At 51.6% G+C, this 22,532-nt stretch carries 21 protein-coding genes; 5 read left to right on the top strand and 16 right to left on the bottom strand.

What is annotated here, in order from left to right; all coding sequences use genetic code 11:
* Window positions 1–3 precede the first annotated feature (3 nt).
* Window positions 4–564, bottom strand: a complete 561-nt coding sequence (locus HMPREF0494_RS10205; protein ID WP_007124896.1) for a LemA family protein — start codon at window positions 562–564, stop codon at window positions 4–6.
* Between the two features lie 138 nt (window positions 565–702).
* On the opposite strand from HMPREF0494_RS10205, the gene HMPREF0494_RS10200 reads away from it, so the two are divergent.
* Window positions 703–1,164: a low molecular weight protein-tyrosine-phosphatase gene (locus tag HMPREF0494_RS10200; protein ID WP_040459070.1), complete on the top strand. Its 462-nt coding sequence runs from the start codon at window positions 703–705 to the stop codon at window positions 1,162–1,164.
* A gap of 277 nt (window positions 1,165–1,441) precedes the next feature.
* Here the strand turns inward: HMPREF0494_RS10200 and HMPREF0494_RS10195 are convergent, their stop codons facing one another.
* The 7 genes from HMPREF0494_RS10195 to HMPREF0494_RS10165 form a co-directional block, all read right to left on the bottom strand.
* Window positions 1,442–1,882, bottom strand: coding sequence for a hypothetical protein (locus HMPREF0494_RS10195; protein WP_007124894.1), 441 nt, complete (start codon window positions 1,880–1,882; stop codon window positions 1,442–1,444).
* Window positions 1,883–2,045: 163 nt separating this feature from the next.
* On the bottom strand, window positions 2,046–2,759 hold the full coding sequence (locus HMPREF0494_RS10190; RefSeq protein ID WP_007124893.1) for a class A sortase: 714 nt from the start codon (window positions 2,757–2,759) through the stop codon (window positions 2,046–2,048).
* A gap of 111 nt (window positions 2,760–2,870) precedes the next feature.
* Window positions 2,871–3,116 (bottom strand): type B 50S ribosomal protein L31, encoded by a 246-nt coding sequence (locus HMPREF0494_RS10185; protein ID WP_040459069.1) that lies wholly within the window; start codon window positions 3,114–3,116, stop codon window positions 2,871–2,873.
* Between the two features lie 93 nt (window positions 3,117–3,209).
* Window positions 3,210–4,487: a UDP-N-acetylglucosamine 1-carboxyvinyltransferase gene (locus tag HMPREF0494_RS10180; RefSeq protein ID WP_007124891.1), complete on the bottom strand. Its 1,278-nt coding sequence runs from the start codon at window positions 4,485–4,487 to the stop codon at window positions 3,210–3,212.
* 289 nt (window positions 4,488–4,776) lie between these two features.
* The gene (locus HMPREF0494_RS10175; protein WP_007124890.1) at window positions 4,777–6,381 is read right to left on the bottom strand and encodes a CTP synthase; all 1,605 of its coding nucleotides are present in this window, start codon (window positions 6,379–6,381) and stop codon (window positions 4,777–4,779) included.
* Window positions 6,382–6,557: 176 nt separating this feature from the next.
* A complete protein-coding gene (rpoE, locus tag HMPREF0494_RS10170; RefSeq protein WP_187368699.1) occupies window positions 6,558–7,115 on the bottom strand; it encodes a DNA-directed RNA polymerase subunit delta in 558 nt (185 codons plus the stop codon).
* A 45-nt stretch (window positions 7,116–7,160) separates the two neighbouring features.
* Window positions 7,161–7,589 (bottom strand): YwiB family protein, encoded by a 429-nt coding sequence (locus tag HMPREF0494_RS10165; protein ID WP_007124888.1) that lies wholly within the window; start codon window positions 7,587–7,589, stop codon window positions 7,161–7,163.
* 116 nt (window positions 7,590–7,705) lie between these two features.
* Here HMPREF0494_RS10165 and HMPREF0494_RS10160 point away from each other — a divergent pair, with 116 nt between their 5' ends.
* The 4 genes from HMPREF0494_RS10160 (at window position 7,706) to HMPREF0494_RS10830 (ending at window position 14,545) form a co-directional block, all read left to right on the top strand.
* Complete coding sequence (locus HMPREF0494_RS10160) at window positions 7,706–8,530, top strand: lipoyl protein ligase domain-containing protein (RefSeq protein ID WP_007124887.1); 825 nt, start codon at window positions 7,706–7,708, stop codon at window positions 8,528–8,530.
* 2 nt (window positions 8,531–8,532) lie between these two features.
* Complete coding sequence (locus HMPREF0494_RS10155; RefSeq protein WP_040459068.1) at window positions 8,533–9,897, top strand: HD domain-containing protein; 1,365 nt, start codon at window positions 8,533–8,535, stop codon at window positions 9,895–9,897.
* A 2-nt stretch (window positions 9,898–9,899) separates the two neighbouring features.
* Window positions 9,900–10,724 (top strand): sugar-phosphatase, encoded by an 825-nt coding sequence (gene yidA / locus HMPREF0494_RS10150; RefSeq protein ID WP_007124885.1) that lies wholly within the window; start codon window positions 9,900–9,902, stop codon window positions 10,722–10,724.
* A 317-nt stretch (window positions 10,725–11,041) separates the two neighbouring features.
* Entirely contained in the window at window positions 11,042–14,545 is a 3,504-nt protein-coding gene (locus tag HMPREF0494_RS10830) for an SEC10/PgrA surface exclusion domain-containing protein (protein WP_050759660.1), read from the top strand.
* 66 nt (window positions 14,546–14,611) lie between these two features.
* Here the strand turns inward: HMPREF0494_RS10830 and HMPREF0494_RS10140 are convergent, their stop codons facing one another.
* From HMPREF0494_RS10140 to HMPREF0494_RS10105, 8 genes are all read right to left on the bottom strand, one after another.
* Window positions 14,612–15,484, bottom strand: coding sequence for a linear amide C-N hydrolase (locus tag HMPREF0494_RS10140; RefSeq protein ID WP_040459067.1), 873 nt, complete (start codon window positions 15,482–15,484; stop codon window positions 14,612–14,614).
* Between the two features lie 78 nt (window positions 15,485–15,562).
* Window positions 15,563–16,249: a hypothetical protein gene (locus HMPREF0494_RS10135; RefSeq protein ID WP_007124882.1), complete on the bottom strand. Its 687-nt coding sequence runs from the start codon at window positions 16,247–16,249 to the stop codon at window positions 15,563–15,565.
* Between the two features lie 272 nt (window positions 16,250–16,521).
* The gene (locus HMPREF0494_RS10130; protein WP_007124881.1) at window positions 16,522–17,508 is read right to left on the bottom strand and encodes a ribose-phosphate diphosphokinase; all 987 of its coding nucleotides are present in this window, start codon (window positions 17,506–17,508) and stop codon (window positions 16,522–16,524) included.
* Window positions 17,509–17,594: 86 nt separating this feature from the next.
* Window positions 17,595–18,962, bottom strand: a complete 1,368-nt coding sequence (glmU, locus tag HMPREF0494_RS10125) for a bifunctional UDP-N-acetylglucosamine diphosphorylase/glucosamine-1-phosphate N-acetyltransferase GlmU (protein WP_007124880.1) — start codon at window positions 18,960–18,962, stop codon at window positions 17,595–17,597.
* A 2-nt stretch (window positions 18,963–18,964) separates the two neighbouring features.
* Window positions 18,965–19,801, bottom strand: a complete 837-nt coding sequence (purR, locus tag HMPREF0494_RS10120) for a pur operon repressor (RefSeq protein WP_040459066.1) — start codon at window positions 19,799–19,801, stop codon at window positions 18,965–18,967.
* Between the two features lie 207 nt (window positions 19,802–20,008).
* Window positions 20,009–20,806 carry a metal ABC transporter permease gene (locus HMPREF0494_RS10115; RefSeq protein WP_007124877.1) on the bottom strand — a complete coding sequence of 266 codons (798 nt, stop codon included), beginning with the start codon at window positions 20,804–20,806 and terminating at the stop codon, window positions 20,009–20,011.
* Window positions 20,800–21,474, bottom strand: coding sequence for an ABC transporter ATP-binding protein (locus tag HMPREF0494_RS10110; RefSeq protein ID WP_007124876.1), 675 nt, complete (start codon window positions 21,472–21,474; stop codon window positions 20,800–20,802). The genes HMPREF0494_RS10115 and HMPREF0494_RS10110 overlap by 7 nt, the downstream gene beginning before the upstream one ends.
* Before the next feature lie 3 nt (window positions 21,475–21,477).
* A complete protein-coding gene (locus HMPREF0494_RS10105; RefSeq protein ID WP_007124875.1) occupies window positions 21,478–22,386 on the bottom strand; it encodes a metal ABC transporter solute-binding protein, Zn/Mn family in 909 nt (302 codons plus the stop codon).
* Window positions 22,387–22,532: the final 146 nt, after the last annotated feature.

The raw sequence follows: 22,532 nt of genomic DNA, 5'->3' as shown, positions 1-22,532 counted from the left end.
ACCCTAATCGTCAAACGAAACCTTAGGCGTTTCCTTTGCACTGTCCGGCACCTGCAAGTAATCCATCTGCGCAAAGTGGTGCAGCTTAGCGACGATATTGCTCGGGAACGACTGAATTTTGGCATTCAACGCCGCCACCGTACTATTGTATAGCTGCCGGGAGTACGCAATCTTATTTTCCGTATTGCTCAGCTCCTCCATCAGCTGCTGGTATTCGGTGCTCGCCTTTAAATCTGGATAGTTTTCCGCAACCGCAAACAAAGTCCGTAGGGTCCCCGTCAGCTCGTTTGAAACCTCCATCTTCTTGGCGTGATCATCGTCAGGAACATTATTCAACGCCGTGCGGAGCTCCGTAACCTTCGCCAGCGTTGAAGCTTCGTACTTACTGTACCCCTTCACCGTTGACACTAAGTTGGGGATCAAATCATTACGCCGCTGAAGCTGAACGTCAATCTGACTCCAGGACTCCTGGGCGTGAACCCGTAACTGGACTAGCCCGTTGTACATCACAACGTAAATTCCGATGATGACAACCAGCACCAGGATGACAATTAAAATAGCCATTCTGCTCTCCTCCTTTAAATTATTGTTAATATTTTACCAGATTTAATTCGCCAGTGAAAAGCTCCCGCTGCCCCCTTAGCAAAACTTTAGAATTTCTTGTATGATAAACTAAAAGAAATCAATCAATGAGGTGTTAATATGAACGTTCTATTTGTCTGTCTCGGCAACATCTGTCGGTCACCGATGGCAGAAAGCATGTTTCGCCAACTAGTTGCCAGCGCAAACCTTAGCAATCAAATCCAGGTCGACTCTGCTGGCACCACAGACTACGAAGCGGGCAACCCGCCGTATCCCGGCGCGCGGCGGACGATGGAACAACATGGGCTCCCCACCGCGGGACTGGTTGCCCGCCCAATTACTCAACGCGACTTTGCGTGGGCGGACTACATTATCTGCATGGACCAGATGAACCTGACCGCCCTCCGTCGCATGGCCCCTGCTGGTGACCAGCATAAAATCCATCTAGCAAATGAAGTGGTTGCGGGCCACGAAAACGAGGAGATTCCCGATCCTTGGTACACCCACCGTTTCGAGGATACCTACCGAAGCTTATCGCGGGCCCTTCCCCAATGGCTAGACCGGATTAAAGGCCAGCTGTAAGCCACCCGGTTGCCGATTTTCTTTGCGGAAACTCTTATCTGCAGCAGGTGTAGAGAGGGGATACGGCATAGGTATCATTACTAAGCTAAAAATCATACACAAATGGGGCCTAAAGCTCGGCAATGTCGAACTCTAGGCCCTTATTTGTGCTTCCTAAAAGCCAGCTCCGCAGTAACTAAAAAGTCCAGAACGACTTATTCGTCCTGAACTAATAGCGAAAGCCCAAGCTTCCCATCAGCACTCAGCATAAACGGCTTCGCTTACTAATTATTAAAAATCAGTCCTGGTCAGCAGGGTGGTACTTCCCCGCCTTTTGCAAAATATCCTTGGCTTTTTCAAGGTAATGGTGTTCGGCCCGGAAAGCTTTAACCTTATCCCCTTCGGTATCCGTCAATTGACCAAGCTTGTCATCAAGTTCCTTAAAGGCCTTTTCCAAGTCCTTAATAACGACCTCTTCATCTTCCATGTAGATGTAGTGGTTCTCAGCCGGATCCTTATGGCCTTCGCCAGCACGCTCTTCTAACTTATCAGCGTCTTTGTCGACTTTATAAGCGTGCTTCAAGATCGACTTGATATCCTTAATCGTTTCGTGCTGGGCCGTCCGGTGCTTCTTATTATCAATACTATCTTCAATCTTTGTCAGGTGTCCTTCCGCATCGGCAATCTTCTTTGCGATCCGGTCCAATGCTTTTAATTGACGTTTTGCGTAATCAGCCATAGTAACTACCTCCTAAATAAGTAAAACTATTACGTTTACGTCACCATTATAGTAATATAATTTAAATTATACAATCATTTAACATTATATATTATCTAAGCATTAGATAAATAAATTCAAATCACAACTAAGGTTATATTATCCTTGGGATATTAGCCAGCTATTACGAATTCCGTCCAGTAGTGTACTTACTGCTAAAGTTCTTCTGCACCTGCTGGGGAGCCTGCTTGAACGGCTCGGACTGGATGAACCGGCCCCGAAGCATTAACCGCCGTTCGCCGTTAGCGTTGCAAGTGATTAACGTAATGATTCGCTGCGGGGTGTCGTTGACCACTTCTACCTGGGTCGGCTCAATAAAGGTGCGCTGGTAGATCTTATACTCATATACCCGCTTTAAATCGGTAATGTACACCATCTGGCCCACCTTAGCATGGTAGTACAGTGGTGAAAATAAGATTTTACTCCCGTGCGCCATATTATGGCCAGCTAACGCATAGTTGCCCTGGCCCATCTTCATGTCCGGCCGCATCGTTCCCGCTGCTAAGGCTAGGGTCGTATTATTGACCCCATTGGCAATTGGAATCGTCATGTTCGCCGCCGGGACAGTAATTTCACCGATAATGTTAATCGGCTGCTTTTGGGCCCGCGCCCGGGCCACCGTCTGCAGGTTCAGGTCCTGAACATCATTATAATTATACGTCGCCTTCTTTGCGGCGTCCCGTTTGATGGTCTGCTGGGTAATCGCGGGGCGGTAGTTGCCCACCAGCTGCTCCTTGATCTGCTGGTTAAAAATCAAGCAGAGCGAAATTACCAGCAGGATTACCACCAACGTCCACCGGAGCCAGTTCGGCAATCCGCGCTTATTCTTTTTTTCCACGTTCCGTCCTCCTCTATTCCATTCGACTGCGTTCAGTTTACCATAAATAAAAAAGGAGGGCGATGAACAAGCACACCTTGTTCATCGCCCTCCTGCTCCAAGCTAGCGGTCTTACTTGAGACCGTACTTTTTGTTGAACTTGTCCACCGCACCATCGGCCTGGGTAAACTTTTGCTTACCAGTGTAGAATGGGTGTGAATCTGAGGTAACTTCAACCCGGATCAGTGGGTATTCGTTGCCGTCTTCCCACTTGATGGTTTCCTTGGAAGTAGCAGTAGAACCAGAGATAAACTTGAAACCAGTAGAAGAATCTTCAAACACTACTGGATGGTAATCTGGATGAATTCCTTGTTTCATAACTTTATACGCTCCTTTTGCCATGAATCATTGCCTGAAACATAGATAATCAACCCTAATAGAATATCATGAATCAGTTAGCAACGCAACCGCCTAACCAATTTTTACCGACGAATCGTCTTCAATCGAAACGTTTGCGTGGAGGCGGTTCAGCTTCCAAACAATCCGGTCATAGCCCCGCAGGATGTTGCCGGCGTTATTAATTACGGTTGTTCCGTCAGCCATTAAACCAGCAATCGTCAATGCGGCCCCGGCCCGAATTTCTCCGGCACTCACGTTTGCCCCGTGAAGGGTAGCCGTATGTTTAACGACGATCGTTCCGTCATGGGCTTCAATCTGCATCCCCATCTTCTGTAATTCAGGGACGTGCTTAACCCGCTTCGGGTAGATCGTATCGACAATCACGCTGTCCCCTTCCGCCAATGACATTAACGGGGTCAACGGCTGCTGCAGGTCAGTTGCAAAGCCCGGGTACGGCATCGTCTTAACATGGATTGGCTTAAACCTAGTGGTCTTTGGTACAAAGATGCGGTCGCTATCAATCTGCAAGTCAACGCCCATTTCAATCATCTTACTGGTGAATGATTCCAGGTGCTCAGGGATCACATTGTGGATCATTACGCCATCGCCAAGCGCTGCAGCTAGGGACAGGTAAGTCCCCGACTCAATCCGATCGGCAATAATCGTGTGGGTATTCATCGACTGGAGGGTGTTAACCCCCGTGATCCGGATGGTATCAGTTCCCACTCCCCGAATCTTGGCGCCCATGTTATTCAAAAACGTTGCCAGATCAATGATTTCCGGTTCCCGAGCGGCGTTTTCAATCACCGTCGTTCCCTCGGCCCGTACCGCCGCAAGGATCGCGTTGATCGTCGCCCCAACGGAAACCATGTCCATAAAAATCCGGGCGCCGTGAAGACCATTTTGGGCCTCTAAGTGAACGGTCCCGCCGTTCTCACTGACCGTCGCGCCTAAAGCCTTAAACGCTTTAAGGTGCTGGTCGATTGGCCGGGGCCCGATATTGTCACCACCAGGAAAAGTTAACGTAGCACGGTGGAAACGACCTAACAGCGAGCCCATAAAGTAATAAGAAGCCCGCAGGCTCTTGATTGCCTTGCTTGGAAGTTCAGCTTCGATGATTTGTGTTGGATCAATGTCTAAAACGCCATGGCTAAACTCCGACTTGACGTTCATCGACTTCAAAATGATCATCAGATTGTGAACATCCAAGATATCCGGTACCGTATCAAATTGTACAGGTGTATCCGCTAGAATTGCGGCCGGAATCAGCGCGACGGTGCTGTTTTTCGCGCCGCCGATCGTTACTTCGCCCGACAGCCGGTTTCCTCCTTGAATGATCATTCGTTTCATTTCCGTGTTTCCTCACTTAAAAATAGTTAGTTATTATTTGCTTTATTTTTTTAGTTATTGTTAATAAACAATCAATAGTAATGATAATTAATTGTTTATTAAATTACAACCTTTTATCGGTAATCTTAAGGAAATTAAAAGAGGCGGCGAACCGGTCGTACTGACCTTATTTGTCCCCTCCCCCGTCGATGTGCCGTTAGTCAACTAAAACGCCGACTAGCCAGCACTAGTGCAATCGCGTTAGTACCTTTCCGCTGCAATGGAACCTGGTTGTCCCCATTTACCCGGTTTACTTACCAGCCGCTGCCGCCTTGACAAAGGCCGCGAATAGTCCTTCTGGGCGGTTGGGGCGTGACAGGAATTCTGGGTGGTACTGGGCCGCAACAAAGAACTTCTTCTCCGGCAGTTCCACGACCTCGACCAGGTTCCGGTCAGGGTTAACCCCCGAAACAACCAGGCCGTGATCTTCCATTTCTTGCCGGTAGGCGTTGTTAAACTCGTAACGGTGCCGGTGCCGTTCGCTAATCATGGATTGATTACCGTAGGCTGCTGCCGCAACGGTCCCCGCCTTCAGCTTGCATGGGTAGGCCCCGAGACGCTGCGTTCCTCCCATATCCTCAACGTCTTCCTGGTCGGCCATCAAGTCAATAATGTTGTGTTCCGTATTCGGGTCAAATTCGGTCGAGTTGGCGTCCTGGTAGCCAAGCACGTCCCGGGCAAACTCGATGCAGGCGGTTTGCATCCCCAGGCAGATTCCCAGGTAAGGCACGTCATTTTCCCGGGCGTACTTAATCGCCGTAATCATTCCTTCAACTCCCCGGTTGCCAAAGCCGCCCGGAACCAGGATTCCATCGTAGTCCTGCAGGGTTTCTTTGACGTTTGCCGGCGTAATGTTTTCCGCGTTAAAGTGGTCGATCTTAACCTTGGCATTAACCGGGTAGCCGGCGTGGCGCAGGGCTTCGTTAACGGAAATGTAAGCGTCCTGCAGGTCGGTGTACTTCCCAACCATCGCGATCTTGATCGTCTTGGTCAGCTCGTGTTCAATGTGGTTGACCATGTTGGTCCATTCCCGCATATCGGCTACTGGCACATCCAAACCGAAGTGGTCAACAACCAGCTGGTCCATCCCCTGCTTTTGCAGGTTCAACGGAATTTCGTACAGGGTATTGACGTCCATCGATTCGATAACCGCTTTAGGATCAACGTCACAGAAGAGGGCGATCTTCTTCCGCATTTCATCGGTAATCGGCTGTTCCGTCCGGACTACCAGAATGTTGGGCTGGATCCCCAGGCCGCGCAGTTCCCGGACACTGTGCTGGGTTGGCTTAGTCTTCATTTCACCGGCTGCCCGCAGGTATGGGACCAGGGTCGTGTGGATGTAGAGGACGTTATCAGGGCCCACTTCTTCACGCATCTGCCGGATGGCCTCCATAAACGGCTGGGACTCAATGTCCCCGACGGTCCCGCCGATTTCGGTAATGACCACTTCGGCGTCCTTGCTTTCGCCAGCCCGCTTAATCTTGTCCTTAATCGCGTTGGTAATGTGGGGAATGACCTGGACAGTCCGTCCCAGGTAGTCGCCCCGCCGTTCCTTGCGCAAAACTTCAGAGTAGATCTTACCAGTAGTGACGTTGGAATACTTGTTCAAGTCGTTATCAATAAACCGTTCGTAGTGACCCAGGTCCAGGTCAGTTTCGGTCCCATCATCGGTAACGAACACTTCACCGTGCTGGTATGGGCTCATCGTACCGGGATCCACGTTAATGTATGGGTCAAACTTTTGAATTGCTACCTTGAGCCCGCGGTTCTTTAATAAGCGACCGAGAGAAGCGGCGACAATTCCTTTTCCTAGTGATGAAACAACCCCACCGGTTACAAAAATGTACTTCGTCATTGCTTTACTACTCCTTTAATTAATTTCAGGTGCCAACCAAAATAAAGAAAAGCTCCCCATTTCAGCTGAAACAGGGAGCTTCTTTTATTTAAGAACGTTATCGCCTGCATAATTTACAGGCGCCCAAGAACGATAATACAAGCTCACCGGAAAATAGTCAAGGCTCCCGACGAGATTTATTCACCGTCGTCTTCGTCGTCCTCATCTTCTTCGTGTAATTCGGACAACTGATCTTCGATGTTTTCATCTAAGTCAGCGTCGTCCTCACTGAAGTCATCGTTTTCTTCGTCGTAGTCATCATCGCTGTCATCGGCTTCGTCGTGGTCATCCAGGTCTTCATCTTCCGGATCATCGTTGTCGTAGTCAATCACATCGTCGTCATCATCGGAGTCGGCCAAGAAGGCGTTGACCTTACGCCGCTTCTTCTTTGGGCGGTCCTCTTCATCTTCGGTTTCACCAACCGTTGCTTCGTCAATGGATTCGAATGGGTACCAAGCCCGCAGGCCCCAGGTATTGTCACCAAGGGAAATAAAACTGCCGTCGACATTCAAATCAGTGTAGAATTGAGCGAGACGTTCCCGGATTTCCTCATCACTCTTGCCCAGGTACTGTTGAATTTCATTAGTCAGGTCCACAAACGCCATTGCCTCACCGTGATGAGCTAAAATCGCGTGTGCTACCTCAACCATTGAAAGTTCTGATTTGTCTTGGCCGTCAAAAACCTTTAATTCCAAATTGGTGCACATCCCTTCAAAAAGTCTAAATTACATCATACAATACTAAGGTTGAAATTGCAATCGAAGTTGGTAACTTCCAACCGTCTGGCCGGCCGCCACTAAGGCGTAGTCGACCGCCAGCTGACCAGCCGGAGTTGCGGGGATTACTTTCTTCTCCAAGCGGCTGGTTTCGACTTCCAGGTTGATGACCCCATACTGGGTCTGGTACCGCGTCGGCCTTGCTTTCGTCAGGTCAAAATTGAGCAGGGTCGTCACTTCCCCGCTCCGGTGCAGGTGGACCTGGTCGTCCAGCCGAAATTGGACGGGCGTGGCCTTGCCATGCTGGTGTTCCAGGTAACGCAAATAATACTTGCCGTTGAGCTCGACAAAGTTCCCCGCTTCGTCAAAGCTGAAGCGTTCCCGTTGGCCCTCCTGTTCAATCACCGTGGTCAGGTGAACGTGGACCGGTGTAATTTTCTTAATTCTCCCCATCCCCTTTCGTCACAATTATACTTGAAACTGCCGAAAAAGGTGACCGTTTAGGGTTAATTTCCCCCGCTTTCTTGTATAATAGCTATATAAACCAAAATTAAAGAAGAGTCAGAATTATGAAAGCATTTTTAAGCCAACCGGTCAGCGAGTTCTGCCAACCCTTGCGGCCGCAAAATAATATCACTTCGTTTATCTACACAAACGCCATTCTGCGCAACAGCGATGTCCTTCCTACTCCCCTGCTCCACTTTTGGACGTTAGCAGATACCGTCATCCTTGGCCTCAAAGACCAGCGCCTCCCCCACCTGCCCGCTGCCCTCGCCCTCCTGAAGCGGCGGCAGCTCCACTACTTTCTCCGTAATTCCGGCGGTCTGGCAGTGGTAAGCAATGAAGGGATCTTGAACTGCTCGCTCTTCTTCCCCTGGCACTTAGAAGCGCACCAATTAACGATTGATGAAGCCTACCAACGAATGGTCACCGTCATCCAAGCCGCGTTCCCAGAATTGGCAATCACAACTGGCGAAGTTACCCACTCCTATTGTCCCGGCACCTTTGACGTCCAGGTCAACGGGCAAAAAATCGGTGGGATCTCCCAACGCCGCAACATGGCTGGGGGTGTAGTCATGCTCTACCTCAGTGTCAACGGCAACCAGCTTGCCCGGGGCGAATTGATCCGGGACTTTTACACGGCCGGCCTGCAGACAACGCCTAACCAATGGCACTTCCCTGACGTGTGGCCCGCGGCAATGACGACGATCTCTGACCTGCTCGGCCAGCCGCTCACGGTGGCCGCTGCCCAAGAGCGCTTACGTAGTGTTTTCCACTTGGCAGCCCCCCAGGCCTTCAAGCAGTTTAGCTGGCAGCCGCGGTTTATTAAGTCCTTAAATGATGAACGGCTCGCAATCAGCAAGCTGCAAGAACGGCTACCAAAGGAGGTTTAAGCGTGCGCTTCAGTGACGAACAGTTATCCCGGGAGAAGGTCTTCCGGGACCCCATCCACGGCCAGATTATCGTGGATAACCAAATTATTCTTGACTTAATCAACACCCCAGAATTCCAGCGGCTGCGGCGAATCAAGCAGCTCGGCACCTCCTCCTTTACCTTCCACGGTGCCGAGCACTCCCGCTTCGGCCACTGCCTCGGGGTTTACGAAATTACCCGGGAAATGTGCAACTATTTCCAGCGAAATTATCCCCACCAGCAGGCTGGTGATGGCCGCTGGGACGACCGCGAACGGCCCGTCGCCCTCTGTGCCGCCCTCCTGCATGACCTTGGCCACGGCCCGTATTCCCACACCTTTGAACACATCTTCAAAACGGACCACGAGCAGATCACCCGCCAGCTGATTACCAGCTCCGGAACCAACATTAACCGGATCCTCCGGCGGGTTTCGCCAGAGTTTCCCCACCAGGTCGCCAGCGTCATCGACCACAGTTATAAAAACCAGCAGGTCGTGCAAATGATTTCCAGCCAGGTCGACGCCGACCGGATGGACTACCTCCAGCGGGATTCCTACTATACTGGCACCAACTACGGCAAGTTTGACCTCGACCGGGTGCTCCACGTAATGCGACCGGTTCAGGGCGGGATCGCCTTTGAAATTTCCGGAATGCACGCGGTGGAGGACTACATTATCAGCCGCTTGCAGATGTACCTGCAGATTTACTTCCACCCCGTTTCCCGGGCAATGGAGGTAATCCTAGACCACCTGCTGATGCGGGCCAAGTACATCTACGAACACCCCAACGACTTTGAGCCCGAGTTTACCCCCCACATGCTGATGCCGTTCTTTAACCACAAGTTCAGTCTGGACGACTACCTGGCCTTAGATGATGGGGTTTTGACCACCTATTTTAACCACTGGACCCATTCCCGTGATGATATTTTAAGTGACCTAGCCCGGCGCTTCCTCTACCGTCGCCCCTTCAAGTCGGCAATTTACGACCAGCACTCGGCCGCCTGCCTGCCGCAGCTGCGCAACCTCATCCAGACGGCTGGGTTCAACAGCGATTACTACACTGCGGTCAACGATAGCTTCAAGCTGCCCTACGACACCTACAACCCCCAGGACTCTAACCCGCAAACCCAGATTGAACTGGTTCAGCCCAACGGGGAGTTTGTCGAACTGTCCCAGGTTTCAACCCTGGTTGCCAGTGTGTCCGGCCGGGAAGCCGGTGACCAGCGCTTCTTCTTCCCCAAGGAAATGTTGGAGAAGCACCAGGACATCGAAGTGTTTGAACCAATTTACGAACGTTTCCAAGGCTATATTAAAAACAACCATATCGTGAACCCCAAGGAGGACAATTAATAATGACAATTAAGATGGTAGCAATCGACATCGACGGGACCCTCATCAACGACCAGCGGGAAATCACCCCCAAAACGGTCGCAGCAATAAAAAAAGCCAGCCAGCAGGGCGTTAAAATCGTCCTGTGTACTGGGCGGCCGATGACCGGAGTGCGAGCCTACTTAAAGCAGCTTGGCCTAAATAACCGCGACGACGAATACGTGGTCAGCTTTAACGGCGGCCTGGCCCAAACCACCAGCGGCAAGGTGATGGTTGACGAAAGCCTCTCCTTTAATGACTATGCCGACTGGGAAAATTACTGCCTCAAGGAAGGCGTCCACTCGCAGCTGGAAACCCGGGACTACATCTACACAACCAACCAGGACATCAGCAAGTACACCGTTTATGAATCCGAACTAGTCGATATGCCGATTCGTTACCGCCCCCTGGATGAAATGTCCCGGATCCGGGATCAGTACGTGATTGCCAAGGCAATGATGGTTGACGAAAAGGAGGTCATTGACCGGGCCCTCGCCGACCTGCCAGAAGAGCTGGCGAGCCGCTTTTCCATCGTCCGCAGCGAAGACTTCTACCTAGAATTCATGCGCAAGGGGGTCAGCAAGGGCCAAGCGCTGGATATGCTGTGCCAGGAACTGGGAATTGGTGCCAGTGAAGTCATGGCCCTGGGGAACGCCCAGAATGACAACTCGATGCTTGAATTTGCCGGGCACGGGGTCGCGATGGGCAATTCCGTAGAGAAGACCCTGGCAATTGCCGACGACGTCACTGCCGACAATAACCATGACGGGGTCGCCGCCGCGATTGACAAGTATGTATTTACGGATTAGTTAGCTAAAACTTTAGTAAACGTCGGGCTGTGACATAAGCTCTCTTACTTAAATAAAATACGAATGGCGCAGTACGCAAATGGGTTCCAGTGCTCGGCAAAGCCGAACTCTGAAACCCTATTTGTGCTTTCTAAAGACTAGTTGTGCGTCGACGGGGGCTCCCCACAGGTTAGCTCGACTTTTCTATTTTTTCACATTTAATATGGGGTCCCTGCAAAATAATTACCATGAATGAATCAAACCTCCCCTTCAATGATTAACTGTTTCTAAGTTTAACTATATAATTAATCCATTAATATAAAGGGGGAGTATTCACTTTGAAAGAACACAAGAAGATGTATAAGGCCGGTAAGCACTGGCTAACAGCAACCCTATTCGCCATGGCCATCGGGATATTTGCATCGGGATCAGCCGCCTCAGCAGATTCAACCAGCAATCAGCCTAACTCGGAGCCGCTTACCCAGCAAGTGCCCGTTCCAACTAGCACTCAGTGCGCGGTTGCTACTGCTACCTATTCTGATTACCATACGGTTACCATCAACTATTGCAACCAAAATGATGTGCAAGTCGGCAACCAGGTGCTTGGTGGCTATGAGGGAGAGAATGTTGCTAATCAAGTTCAACCACCCCAAGGGTACGAGTTTGATCCCATGGACCAGAATGACTGGTCAAACGTTGAAATCTTACCACATGACGAAACGTATACCCGTAAGGTAATTCCAAGCTACATTGACAGCAGCAACGTTGATTATAGTGTCAACGCTGGCCATTTTGATGGATACCGGTTAACTACTTCTGATAGTCCAGACCTCGCCCACTGGATGGTCCAGGGGTGGCACGTCGCTAGTGCTAGCAAGGCTCAGCCATACTACTACCTAATTATTCGCGACAATACTACTAACCAGGAAATTGAGCGCCGGCGGATTACCCCCTTGCAACGTCCAGATGTTCAGCAAGCCTACCCAAGCACCGCCAATAGCCTCTATTCTGGTTTTAACGAGAACCTCTTTATTCCTTACACCAGCATCGGTGATTCGCTTACCTTAATTGCCCGCTATTCCAACGATCCGATAAATGGTGAAGGCACCTACACCGACTACGCCTTTGCACCAGTGAGCTTTGACCTAACCCACCATGCTAAGATTGAAAATACCGTAGTCTCGAATAACACGGTCTGCTTTACCGGCTATGATGCAACCAATGCCGCAGCAACTCTGTATCACCATTTCATCATTGCCTACGATGTCACTACCGGACAAACAATTGGTCAGCGGCAAGCTTCTGTTGGTGACAGCAGCTCATTACGTAGCGACCTCGTTTCTCAATTTCCTCAGGTTGTTAACGCTGGTTTCTCCGGCTTTGAGGTTTCGTTTGACCTTTCATCGGCCCTCCAAAATGACCAGATCCGGCTAATCAGTCGGTGGGCCGAAAATGAAGACGGCAGTGGTAACCATATCGATTTTCGCTTTGCTCCCCAGTACCTGTTTGGCAATCAGCAGCGAAACTATGATTATACCGGCAATTATGCCTATCAGGAAGGCTACCAGCTCTCAAAGACCGCTCAAGGGCAAGCCAGCTTACACGTTGGCGGTTGGCACGCCGACGGGGCTAGCAGCAGTCAACCATATCACTGGCTAATTCTCTTCGATGGCAGCACTAATTCAGAAATTGCCCGGGTGATGGTTGATAATGTCAATCGTCCAGATGTCGCTCGGGCCTATCCAAATGTTCCCAACGCCGGGCAAAGTGGTTTTAACGGCTCCTTTACGATTAGTCCGCAGCTGCTCAACCACTCACTGCGGCTAATTAGCCGCTGGTCCAATGATGGTGACTACGGTGAAGGCAGCCGCACCGATTACTGGTTCCAACCAATGCAATTTGACCACGGGAACCACGCCTGCCTGGATAACGTGGCGGTTAAGGGAAATCAAATCCAGGTCAGCGGTTGGCACGCAGCTAACCAGGCTACCGAGATGAACCATCACTTTATCATTGTCTGGTACGCGAACCGGGGGCGGGAACTAACCCGGACAGAAGTCCAGCCAGCGGTCCGCCAAGATGTCGCTAATGCCTTTCCAACGGTTGCCAATGCTGGGCAAAGTGGCTTCACGGCTGCATTTAACTTCTTGCCAGAAATGAGCACTGACCAGATTCAGTTCATCAGCCGTTACAGCAGTGACCCCACTGGCAACAGCAATTACTGTGATTACTGGTTCCCAGCTAAACAATTATTAGCTGACCAAAGCAACCGTGGTTGGTTAGACCAGACCAAAGTCACCGGCAACATTATTCGGTTTAACAATACTGCCGGTGAAACAAACTATCTCAGCATCAGTGGCTGGCACGCCACCAACCAGTCACTAGGCCGGCCTTACCACACCATTATTATCCTGGACGCAACGACTCACCGGGAATTGGAACGGAAAACAATTACCAACGTCGCACGGCCCGACGTTGCCAACGCCTATCCTGGAATCCTCACTGCCAAAGATTCTGGTTTTAGTATTAGGATGGACCTGAAACCAGCGATGGCTATCCACCCCGTTCAAATCATTAGCCGTTACAGCACCAGCGCGGATGCCAACGAGAATTACGTCGATTACTGGTTTAACCCCGTCTCTCTCGTAACCGATACTGCCAACCGCGCGGCCCTGGACGAATTTAAGGTTGAAAATAACAAAATTATCGCCGCAGGGTGGCATGCCACCAATCTTTCAATGGGGATGAACTATCACTACCTCATTTTGCTTGATAAAACAGCTGGTAACCGGGAATTACAACGAGTCTGGACTAATTATAACAATTACCGTCCTGACGTCGCTAACGCTTTCCCCCAGGTATTAGTAAACTGCGTCAACTCTGGTTTTAACGTTCAATTTAACTACACCCCTTCCTTAGCGGGGCACCAATTGCAGATCGTCAGCCGGTGGACGGATGATGAAGGCGGTAATGGCACCCACCCGATTGACTATTGGTTCGACGCTAAGCAGCTAACCAACCAGCCAGTCGTTGCCGGTCGTAACCAAAGCACCGTCCTGATTCCAAATGGTTATGACCAAGCGGTTGCCGCTACATTTAATAATGACGCCTTAGACCAAACCTACTTGGAGATTGCAAGGACTGGGGCCGCAATGAATGGCGATATCATTGACGGCTTCGGATTACAAAACTCCAATAAGAGCTTCATCCACAATCCCCAGGACCAGCGGGTTGTTATCAACGACCCCTACCACCTGGATAACCAAACGCGTGCCGCACTAAACGAATTTGCCGCCGGCGTCATCAATAAGATTCGGCTACAAATGCCGGCCAGCAGTGACGGCCTCGTCTATGCTAGTCCCGCCAGTGCCGAGTTTGGGGCGGTGGTTACCAATGGCTATAATCAAAATATGGGAGGCGATGGAACGGAACTAGGTCATCTTCCAGCGGTTGCTAAAGCAGCGGCTGAGGCCAGTGGCGTTAATGCTTGGATTGGTGAAAACCGTTACAGCGGTAACCTCGTGGGTACCCGTTCCGCCGATGGTTATAGTCTTGTCTACACCCTCGATAGCTTAAAGCAGAGTGTTTACAACGCTATCCTAACCTGGCTATTCAACGATGGCCCGTTCAACAATCCTTTTGGCATCGGCGGTCATACCACTGCTCTCTTGAATTATGGGGGTCCAAATGCCGGTAACCACATTGCCGACCGGCAGTACATTAGCTTGGCAATTACCAAGGGCAACGTTATTACGATTAACTTTATCCCTGTTAATAACAGCACTGCTCCAGCAGACACAATTGCCCGTTTTGCTAACGGGGCCACTGATGGTCTCGCTTAGCTAGAAAAAGAGAAGTGTCAGATGATTTATTAGTAGATCTCTGACACTTCTTTTTATTATTCAAACTTATTCAAACGTGATCGCCCGTGGCCCAAGCAGGGACTGCAGGTTTCTTTTGATGGTCTTTCCACCCCGGCAGCTGGTAAACCGATACTCTGTCTGGTCCCGATCAACCACCGCCCAGTAGTGAGTGTAATTATTCTCATGATCCTGGTTATGCGGGACCGTCACGCTTTTTAGGAAATCCTGCATCTCCGCAACAGTCCCTGGTCTCACCCGCCAGCGTCGTAACGCTGCCTGCTGGAAACGGGTTGCTGAGTTGCCGCCAGCTGGCCAGGTCCCCCGGCAATTGGTAACTGCCTGGGCACAAAAGGCCGTACCAGTTAACCCCAGTCGCCCATTGAGGCGGCGAATTTGATCGGGTAACGCCGGCGTATTGGTCAGGACTTCGGCCGGGTTGCGGCTTATCCGCAAGCGGCCACCGGTTGGCTCAATCACGTACGTCCCACTGGCGTCCATCAATAGCCAGTGGAAGGGATAGTAGTTGCCGTCAAACCAGTTAGCCCCCACGACCGTAACGTTAGCCAGGTCCGCTGCCAGCTCAGCGACCGTTGCGTGCTTTCCCAGCACCCACAGGATAAAGTCCTGCGGTGTTAGCCCCCGAGTTCCGGGCCGGACCGTCACTTCGTAAGTTGCCGCAACCGGGAAAAACAGCTCGGCGCAAAATAGTCCGGCATCGTTAACCCCATCGCCAGCCAGGTAGTGGCCGCCAAAGTGACGCATCCCGCCGAGAATCCGGTGATGGTTAATTACTACCCGGTCCCCGGTCGCTGGCTGCCATTGATAACCGGCGGGCAGATAGGTTAAGTGCCACGGCGTGCGGGGCGGAAAGTCCATTGTCCGTCCTACCAGACCGCTGCTGGCCATTACCGTACACAAGTTAACCGCCCCCTAGTAAAAAAGGCCAGCGGAAACCCTTAATTTCCTCTGACCAAATTATCTTCTCAGTATAACTAATTAGCTCAGCTTGGTAACGGCACCGGTTTGGTTATTATATTGGTAAATCCCCACTAGGTTAGCAACGGTGTTATCACTGTTACTCCGCCGCACTTCAAACTTATAGGTGTTGCCAGACTTGTCGGTTTGGACAATCTGGTAGCCCTTGTCGCCGCTAAAGCCCATCTTATTAGCAAATGCCACCACCACGTCATCATTCGTCTGGTCGGTGCTGCTTTGGCTAGTGCTACTGGTCTTGTTGCCGGCAACGCTGCTTGAGGAGCTGCTGTCTTGTGCCTTGGCAATCTGCTTTTGCAGCTTCTTGTTGGCCTTCCGCATTTCCGGACTGGCAGACTTTTGTTCCTTCAAAGTGGCCGCCGCAGTGGTATAGTTACCACTCCGGTACGCATTGCGCGCACTCATATAGTTTTGCAAGTCAGTAGCAAGATTATCTTCCTGCGTTGAACGATTATTAGCACTGTTGAGACGGTCGTAAGCCCCTTGGTAGTCCTCATTTTGAATCAGCTTGTTAGCTGACCGGTAAGCACTACTCTGCTTGCTAGTTGAAGCAGTCTTTGCCGAGCGGACCGATGAACTACTGGATTCTGTAGTTGTCGTATCGTGGTGGCCACAGCCCGCCAGCGTCAAAGCGATGGCGAGGGCCGCCGATCCGGTAAGTACCTTATTAAATAATGGTTTAGTTTGCATGTTATCCTCCTTAGCTACTGCGTTTCTATTATATCATGGAAGGTCAAGCGGACCCAAAATCTTAATAAAAACGCAAGCTCTCCGCTCGGTAACCGCCAGCGGCGAGGAGAATGGACGTCACCTAATTTGACAAAACAGGCCTGTGACAAAACAACATTTGCCACAGGCCCTCGTTTTAGTTCCGACTAGTTTAAAGATATCACGTGACCCCAGATAGGCTAGCTTTACAGTCCCTAACCGTGGGTTGGGTCACAGCTCCTTTTAAAAAGCCATTAGTTAATTTTCTTGGCGCTTTGAAAGACCTGCTTAAAGAGGGGACTCACCGGGCGGTTTTCGTTAATCCGCTTGATTGCGGCCGCAATCAACGGTGCTACGGAAACCTGCTTAATCTTGTCAATCTGCTTTTCCTTCGGCAGCTGAATGGAATCAGTGACGACCACTTCCTTTAACGGCGACTTGGCGAGCCGCTCAATTGCCGGCCCCGACAAGACCGCGTGGGTACACGAAGCGTAAACTTCCTTAGCCCCTGCGTCGATCAAGGCCTGCGAGCCTAGGGTGATCGTTCCGGCGGTATCAATCATGTCATCAATCATGATGCAGGTCTTGCCCTTAACATCCCCGATGATGTTCATCACCTGGGCAACGTTGGCTTTGGGCCGGCGCTTATCGATAATCGCGATTGGCGACTTCAAAAATTCGGCCAGGGCCCGTGCCCGGGTTACCCCACCGTGGTCGGGTGAAATCACGACCGCGTTGTCAGCGACGCCTTCCTTGATAAAGTATTCGGCCAGCAGCGGCGCCCCCATCAGGTGGTCCACTGGAATGTCAAAGAAGCCTTGGATCTGGGCCGCGTGCAGGTCCAGGGCAATCACCCGATCAACCCCGGAGTTTTGCAGCATATTAGCAACTAACTTGGCCGTAATTGGTTCCCGGCTCCGTGCTTTCCGGTCCTGCCGTGCATAGCCGTAGTAAGGCAAGACGACGTTAATCGTCTTGGCACTCGCCCGCCGCAACGCATCCACCATAATCAGCAATTCCATCAAGTTGTCGTTAACGGGCGCCGACGTTGACTGAATGACGTAGACGTTGTCGCCACGGACACTTTCTTCAATGTTGATTTGAATTTCACCGTCGCTAAAACGGTCCACTGATAGTTTCCCCAGCTCAATTCCCAGGTGTTGAGCAATTTTTTCTGCCAAGGGCCGGTTAGAATTGAGCGCAAACAGTTTTAAGTTGGAATCAGTATTCGACTGTGTCATTAGAGCCTCCGGAAGTATAAGTAAGTCTTTTGTCTATCCTTATCTATGATATAAAGCGGTCTGTTAAAAAGCAAGCAAAAGTCGGCTTACCATGGCAACTTCTTGGCATAATCCTTCTTATTGGTCTGCCGGGCCCGCGCAATTGCCATGTCGTATTGCTCCGTGCTGTCGGTAATCGTCGAACCTGCCGCAATAAAGGAATCCGCCGCAATGTTAACCGGTGCGACCAGGTTGCTGTTGCTACCGATAAAGGCGTGGTCGCCAACATTGGTATGGTGCTTGTTGGTACCGTCGTAGTTAACGAAGACCACCCCGCAGCCAACGTTAATGTTCTTCCCGAGGGTCGCATTGCCGATGTAAGTCAGGTGGCCGACCTTGGTCTCCGCACCGATATAGGACTTCTTAACCTCACAGAAGTTGCCAATGTGCACGTTCTCGCCAATCTCGGCTTCCGGCCGCAAGTGGCTGTTCGGCCCAATGTCGCTGCCGTTGTGCATTTCTGCGCCCTCCAACGTTGACGAGGTAACCTTCACCCCATCGTGGATCGTAGAGTCGGTGATCCGGGAGCCGGCACTGATGTAACAGTCATCGCCGATCACGGTATTGCCCTTCAGCACCACGTTGCCCTCAAGGACGGTATCCCGGCCCAGTTTAACCCCAGCATCGATGTAGGTGGTCGCCGGGTCAACCATTGAAACCCCCTCCTGCATCCAGTGCTTGTTGATACGGTCACGCATTACCTGGTTGGCCTTGGCCAGTGCGATCCGGTCGTTAACCCCCATTGATTCGCTAAAGTCTGCCATCTTGTAGGCGGTCACGACTTCGCCTTCCTGCTTCAGAATCCCAATCACGTCGGTCAGGTAGTATTCACCCTGGGCATTGTCATTATTAATCTTTTTCAAAGCGGCAAAGAGCTTTTGGTTATCAAAGCAGTAAACCCCAGTATTGATTTCCTTAATCGCCCGTTCCTGAACGTCAGCATCCTTTTGTTCCACAATCCGTTCCACGATGCCAACATTATCCCGGACAATCCGTCCGTAGCCCGTCGGGTCGGGAGCAATGGAAGTCAGAATCGTTGCCGCAGCGTGACGCTGTTCGTGGTACTTAAAGAGTTTCTCAAAGGTTTCCGCAGTAAAGAGCGGTGTGTCGCCACTGACGATAATCGTTTCGCCGTCTTCATTTCCTAACAGGTCCTCAGTTTGCATTACCGCGTGGCCAGTTCCCAGCTGCTGCTTTTGCAGGGCGTAGCGGGTCCGGTGGGCTAGGGTCTGCTTGACCGTTTCCGCACCGAAGCCCACAACCGTAATGATGGTATCAATGTGGGCCTTTTCCAACTGGGTCAGGACGTGGTCAACCATCGTTTTCCCGCAGACCTGGTGCAAAACCTTATAGAGCTTTGACCGCATCCGGGTCCCCTTGCCAGCTGCTAAGATAATTGCGTTTTTCTTTGCCATCCTTAATGTTCCTTTCCAAATACCGTTTCCATAAAGTTCCCCGGCCGGGCACTGATCGTCTTTTGGTCGCCATCTTCGGCATCAACCTTGACCAGTGATGTACAGTCATCGACTAAGCGTTTGCCATTTGCGGTTCCCTCAGCGAGGACGGTCATCCCCACCAGGTTGGCGTCGAATTCCTTGATTAAGGAGTGCATCCCGTTTAGCGTTCCGCCACCCTTGAGGAAGTCATCAACAATCACCACGTTGGCGCCCGCCGAAAGGGTCCGCCGGGACAATTCCATCTTCTTGATCCGTTTGACCGACCCCGACACGTAGTTCACACTGACGGTCGGCCCCTCCGTTATGTGGGAGCTGTTCCGGACGATCACGAAGGGTTTGTTCATGTACATCGCCGCCGCCTGGGCAATCGGGATCCCCTTCGTTTCAACCGTCATCACCACGTCAACGTCCTGGTCGACGTACTGGGTTGCGATCAGCTGACCCACCTGGTGAAGAATATCCGGCCGGCCAATCAGGTCTGATAGGTAAACGTAGCCGCCAGGCAAGAAGCGGGAGTCGTCATTAACCTCGCGAACCAGGTTGGCGATTGCTTGTTCGGCGTTTTCCTTAGAGTAAAACGGGGTCAGCACGGCACCGCCGCTCGCCCCCGGAATGGTCTTTAACTGTCCCTCACCCCAGGTTTCAAAGGTATGCTTAACAATACTAAGGTCCTCACTGATCGAGGATTTAGCCGAACCATAACGCTCACTGAAAAATTTGAGCGACACTAATGTTCGGGGGTGTTCCAACAGGTATCTGGTCATGTCAACCAGGCGATTACTTCTTCGTACTTTCATCTTCGTTCTTTTCCGCCTTTCAAAAAGGAATAATACACCATTGATTTTACCATAAAATGTTCGTCTTTTCTGGACTAAATCAATCCAGCCACCACCGAATGCCAAGCTGGGCAGCGACTTTCCTCCGGTTGAAGAGCCGCAATGCAGGGCCAGGACTGATCTTTAAAATAATAACGGGGCGGCGGTTAATCCGGGCCCCGTTCAATTCTAATTTGCCTCTATAAAGTTCTGGTATAGCAAGGCGATAACGTAAATTACGACTTCAATGGCCGCGATAAAGAAGCTCACCGGCCAGTTGGTCAAATAGCCTAACAGCAGTCCCGTCCAGGTCCCTAATAGGGCAAACAGGATCGCCAGTCCCACCATCTTAGCAACCCCGTGCGTAAAGTACTTCGCGCTCGCCGCCGGAATTGTCAGCAGGATAAAGATCAGCAGGGAGCCGACGATCTGGGCAGCCACGCTCACGCTAAGGGCTAACAGTACCAGAAAGGCGACCGAAACCAGTGTCTGGTTGACCCCGCTGACCCGGGCGCCAACCATGTCAAAAGAAGAAAACTTCAACGGCCGGTACATCAATAGCGTCACGACGAGGACCACGACCGACAGGATAATTAGCTGGTGGACCTCCGCCGCGCTAATCCCGACGACGCTCCCGAAGAGGATGCTGGTCGCCGAGCTGGCACTCTGGTTGCTCAGGGACAGGAACAAAATCCCCAGGCCGATAAAGAGCCCGGAAACCGCACTGATTACCGCTTCCCGACGGGACTCCTTAATGCTCATCTGACCAACCAGGACCGAGCTGAGCATCGTAAAGAGGATCATCCCATTCAGCGGCAGCCAGCCGGCAAACACGGCAAACGATGCCCCCGCAAAGCCGATTTCTGAGAGGGTGTGGGTCAAAAAGGACAGCTGCCGGGCCACGACGAACACGCCGATAATTCCGCTCACCACCGCGATAAAGGTGCTGGCAATAAAGGCGTGCCGCATAAACGCCAAAGTTAGCATTCGACCGCCTCCTTCCTTAGTTCCGCCAGTTCGTCAATCGAACCGGTCGAGTAGCCATCCTTGGTCATGTGGAGGTACCGGGTCCCATAGTGTTCTGCCAGGTCCCAATCGTGGGTAATAAACATCACGCTCAGACCGTTTTCTTGAAAGCGGGTCACCAGGTCCAGCAGGCTGTACTTCATCTCGTTGTCTAGGCTGGCCGTCGACTCGTCCAAAATCAGCAGGCGGGGCCCCGGCAGCAGTGCTTGGGCGAGGTAGGCCCGCTGTTTCTCCCCACCGGACGCCAACCCCAGCGGCCGCCCAGCAATTGTCGTTAAATCGGTAACCTTTATCATCCGGTTGAGGGCGTGGCGTTCCTTGCTGGTCAGCCAGGGCAGCCAGGATTGCCGGCTGTTTAAGGCCACAAAGTCACGAATCGATAAGGGGTATTCCTCATCAATATTCCGAAACTGGGGAACGTAGCCGATGCGGGTCCCCGTGGGGATATTAACCGTCCCCGCTTTAGGTTTGATTAAGCCGAGCAGGGCCCGGACCAGGGTGGTCTTGCCGACCCCGTTTTCACCAACGACCACCAGAAAGTCGCCATCATTGACGGTAAAGCTCAAATCCTTAAAGACGGTGTGATCGCCATACGCGACCGTTAAGTCATCTACCGAGAGCACTGTCATTGCTTACTTCTCCCCTTCTTGAATCTTAATCAGCTGCTGGTACTGCTTAGTCATCCATTGTTCGTAGGTCAGCCCATTTGGCTTGGACTCCGTTACTTTCAGGACCGGTACGCCATACTGATGCGCCAGCTTCACCAGGTTCGTGACGACCCGATCGTCGGTCTGAGAATTCTCCACTAAGAAGGCAAGCTGGTGATTCTTAATCGCCGTTTGCAGAGCGGAAATGTCTTGTGGAGAGGGGTCATTGCCGTCTTCCACCGCCTTGGCAAAATGGTGGTCAACCACCTGGTAACCAAGGTTTTCCAAGGCATAATCGAAGACCGGTTCACTCACCGCCACCCTCCGGTTAGCCCCCACGCCCTGCCGCGCTTGCGCAATTGTTTGGTCGAGCGGCTGGAGAGTATTTAGGTACGCCCGCGCCCGCTGGTGGTAGTAGCTTGCGTGCGCCGGATCCAGTTTGCTGTACTGATCCGCCAACTGCTGGGCAAGGCGGCCGATCGTTGCCGGCTGGTACCAGACGTGTTCGTTGTCGCCAGACTTCTTGGCGGCAACCTGGCGGGCAACGTCAATGGTCGTCACCCGGCCGTTGCCGCTTCCCTGAACGAGTTTCGTCAACCAGTGATCGTAGCCAAGGCCGTTTTGAATCACCAGGTTCGCATTGCTCAGCGCCCGGGCCTGCTGGGTTCCCGGCTGGTAATCGTGGGGGTCTACCGCGGCGTTATTAATAACCGTCGTCACTTGGCCATACTTTCCGGCCACCGCCCGCGCTACTTCCCCATAGAAGTCCAAGCTGGCAACCACCCGAATTGGCTTTTGGTGCTGGCTGAAATTCCGCAGGGGGATCAATGATAGCAGAAACACGACCGCTAGTAGGCCAACCAGGCCGCTAACCCCGATCCAGTACTTGCGCATTAGTGTGAACTCCCTTCTAATTAATCGTAATGATTACTATTTGCAACAAAAACCATCTTACCGGAAGGCTGACGAAAATGCAAGCGGTCGTGGAAAAATTAGTGAGACGCAAAACACCCAAGCTCGGCCAGAAAGCTGATCTTGGG

The organism is Limosilactobacillus antri DSM 16041, assembly GCF_000160835.1.
Classification (GTDB): domain Bacteria; phylum Bacillota; class Bacilli; order Lactobacillales; family Lactobacillaceae; genus Limosilactobacillus; species Limosilactobacillus antri.
This window is presented reverse-complemented; position numbering and strand designations above follow the sequence as displayed.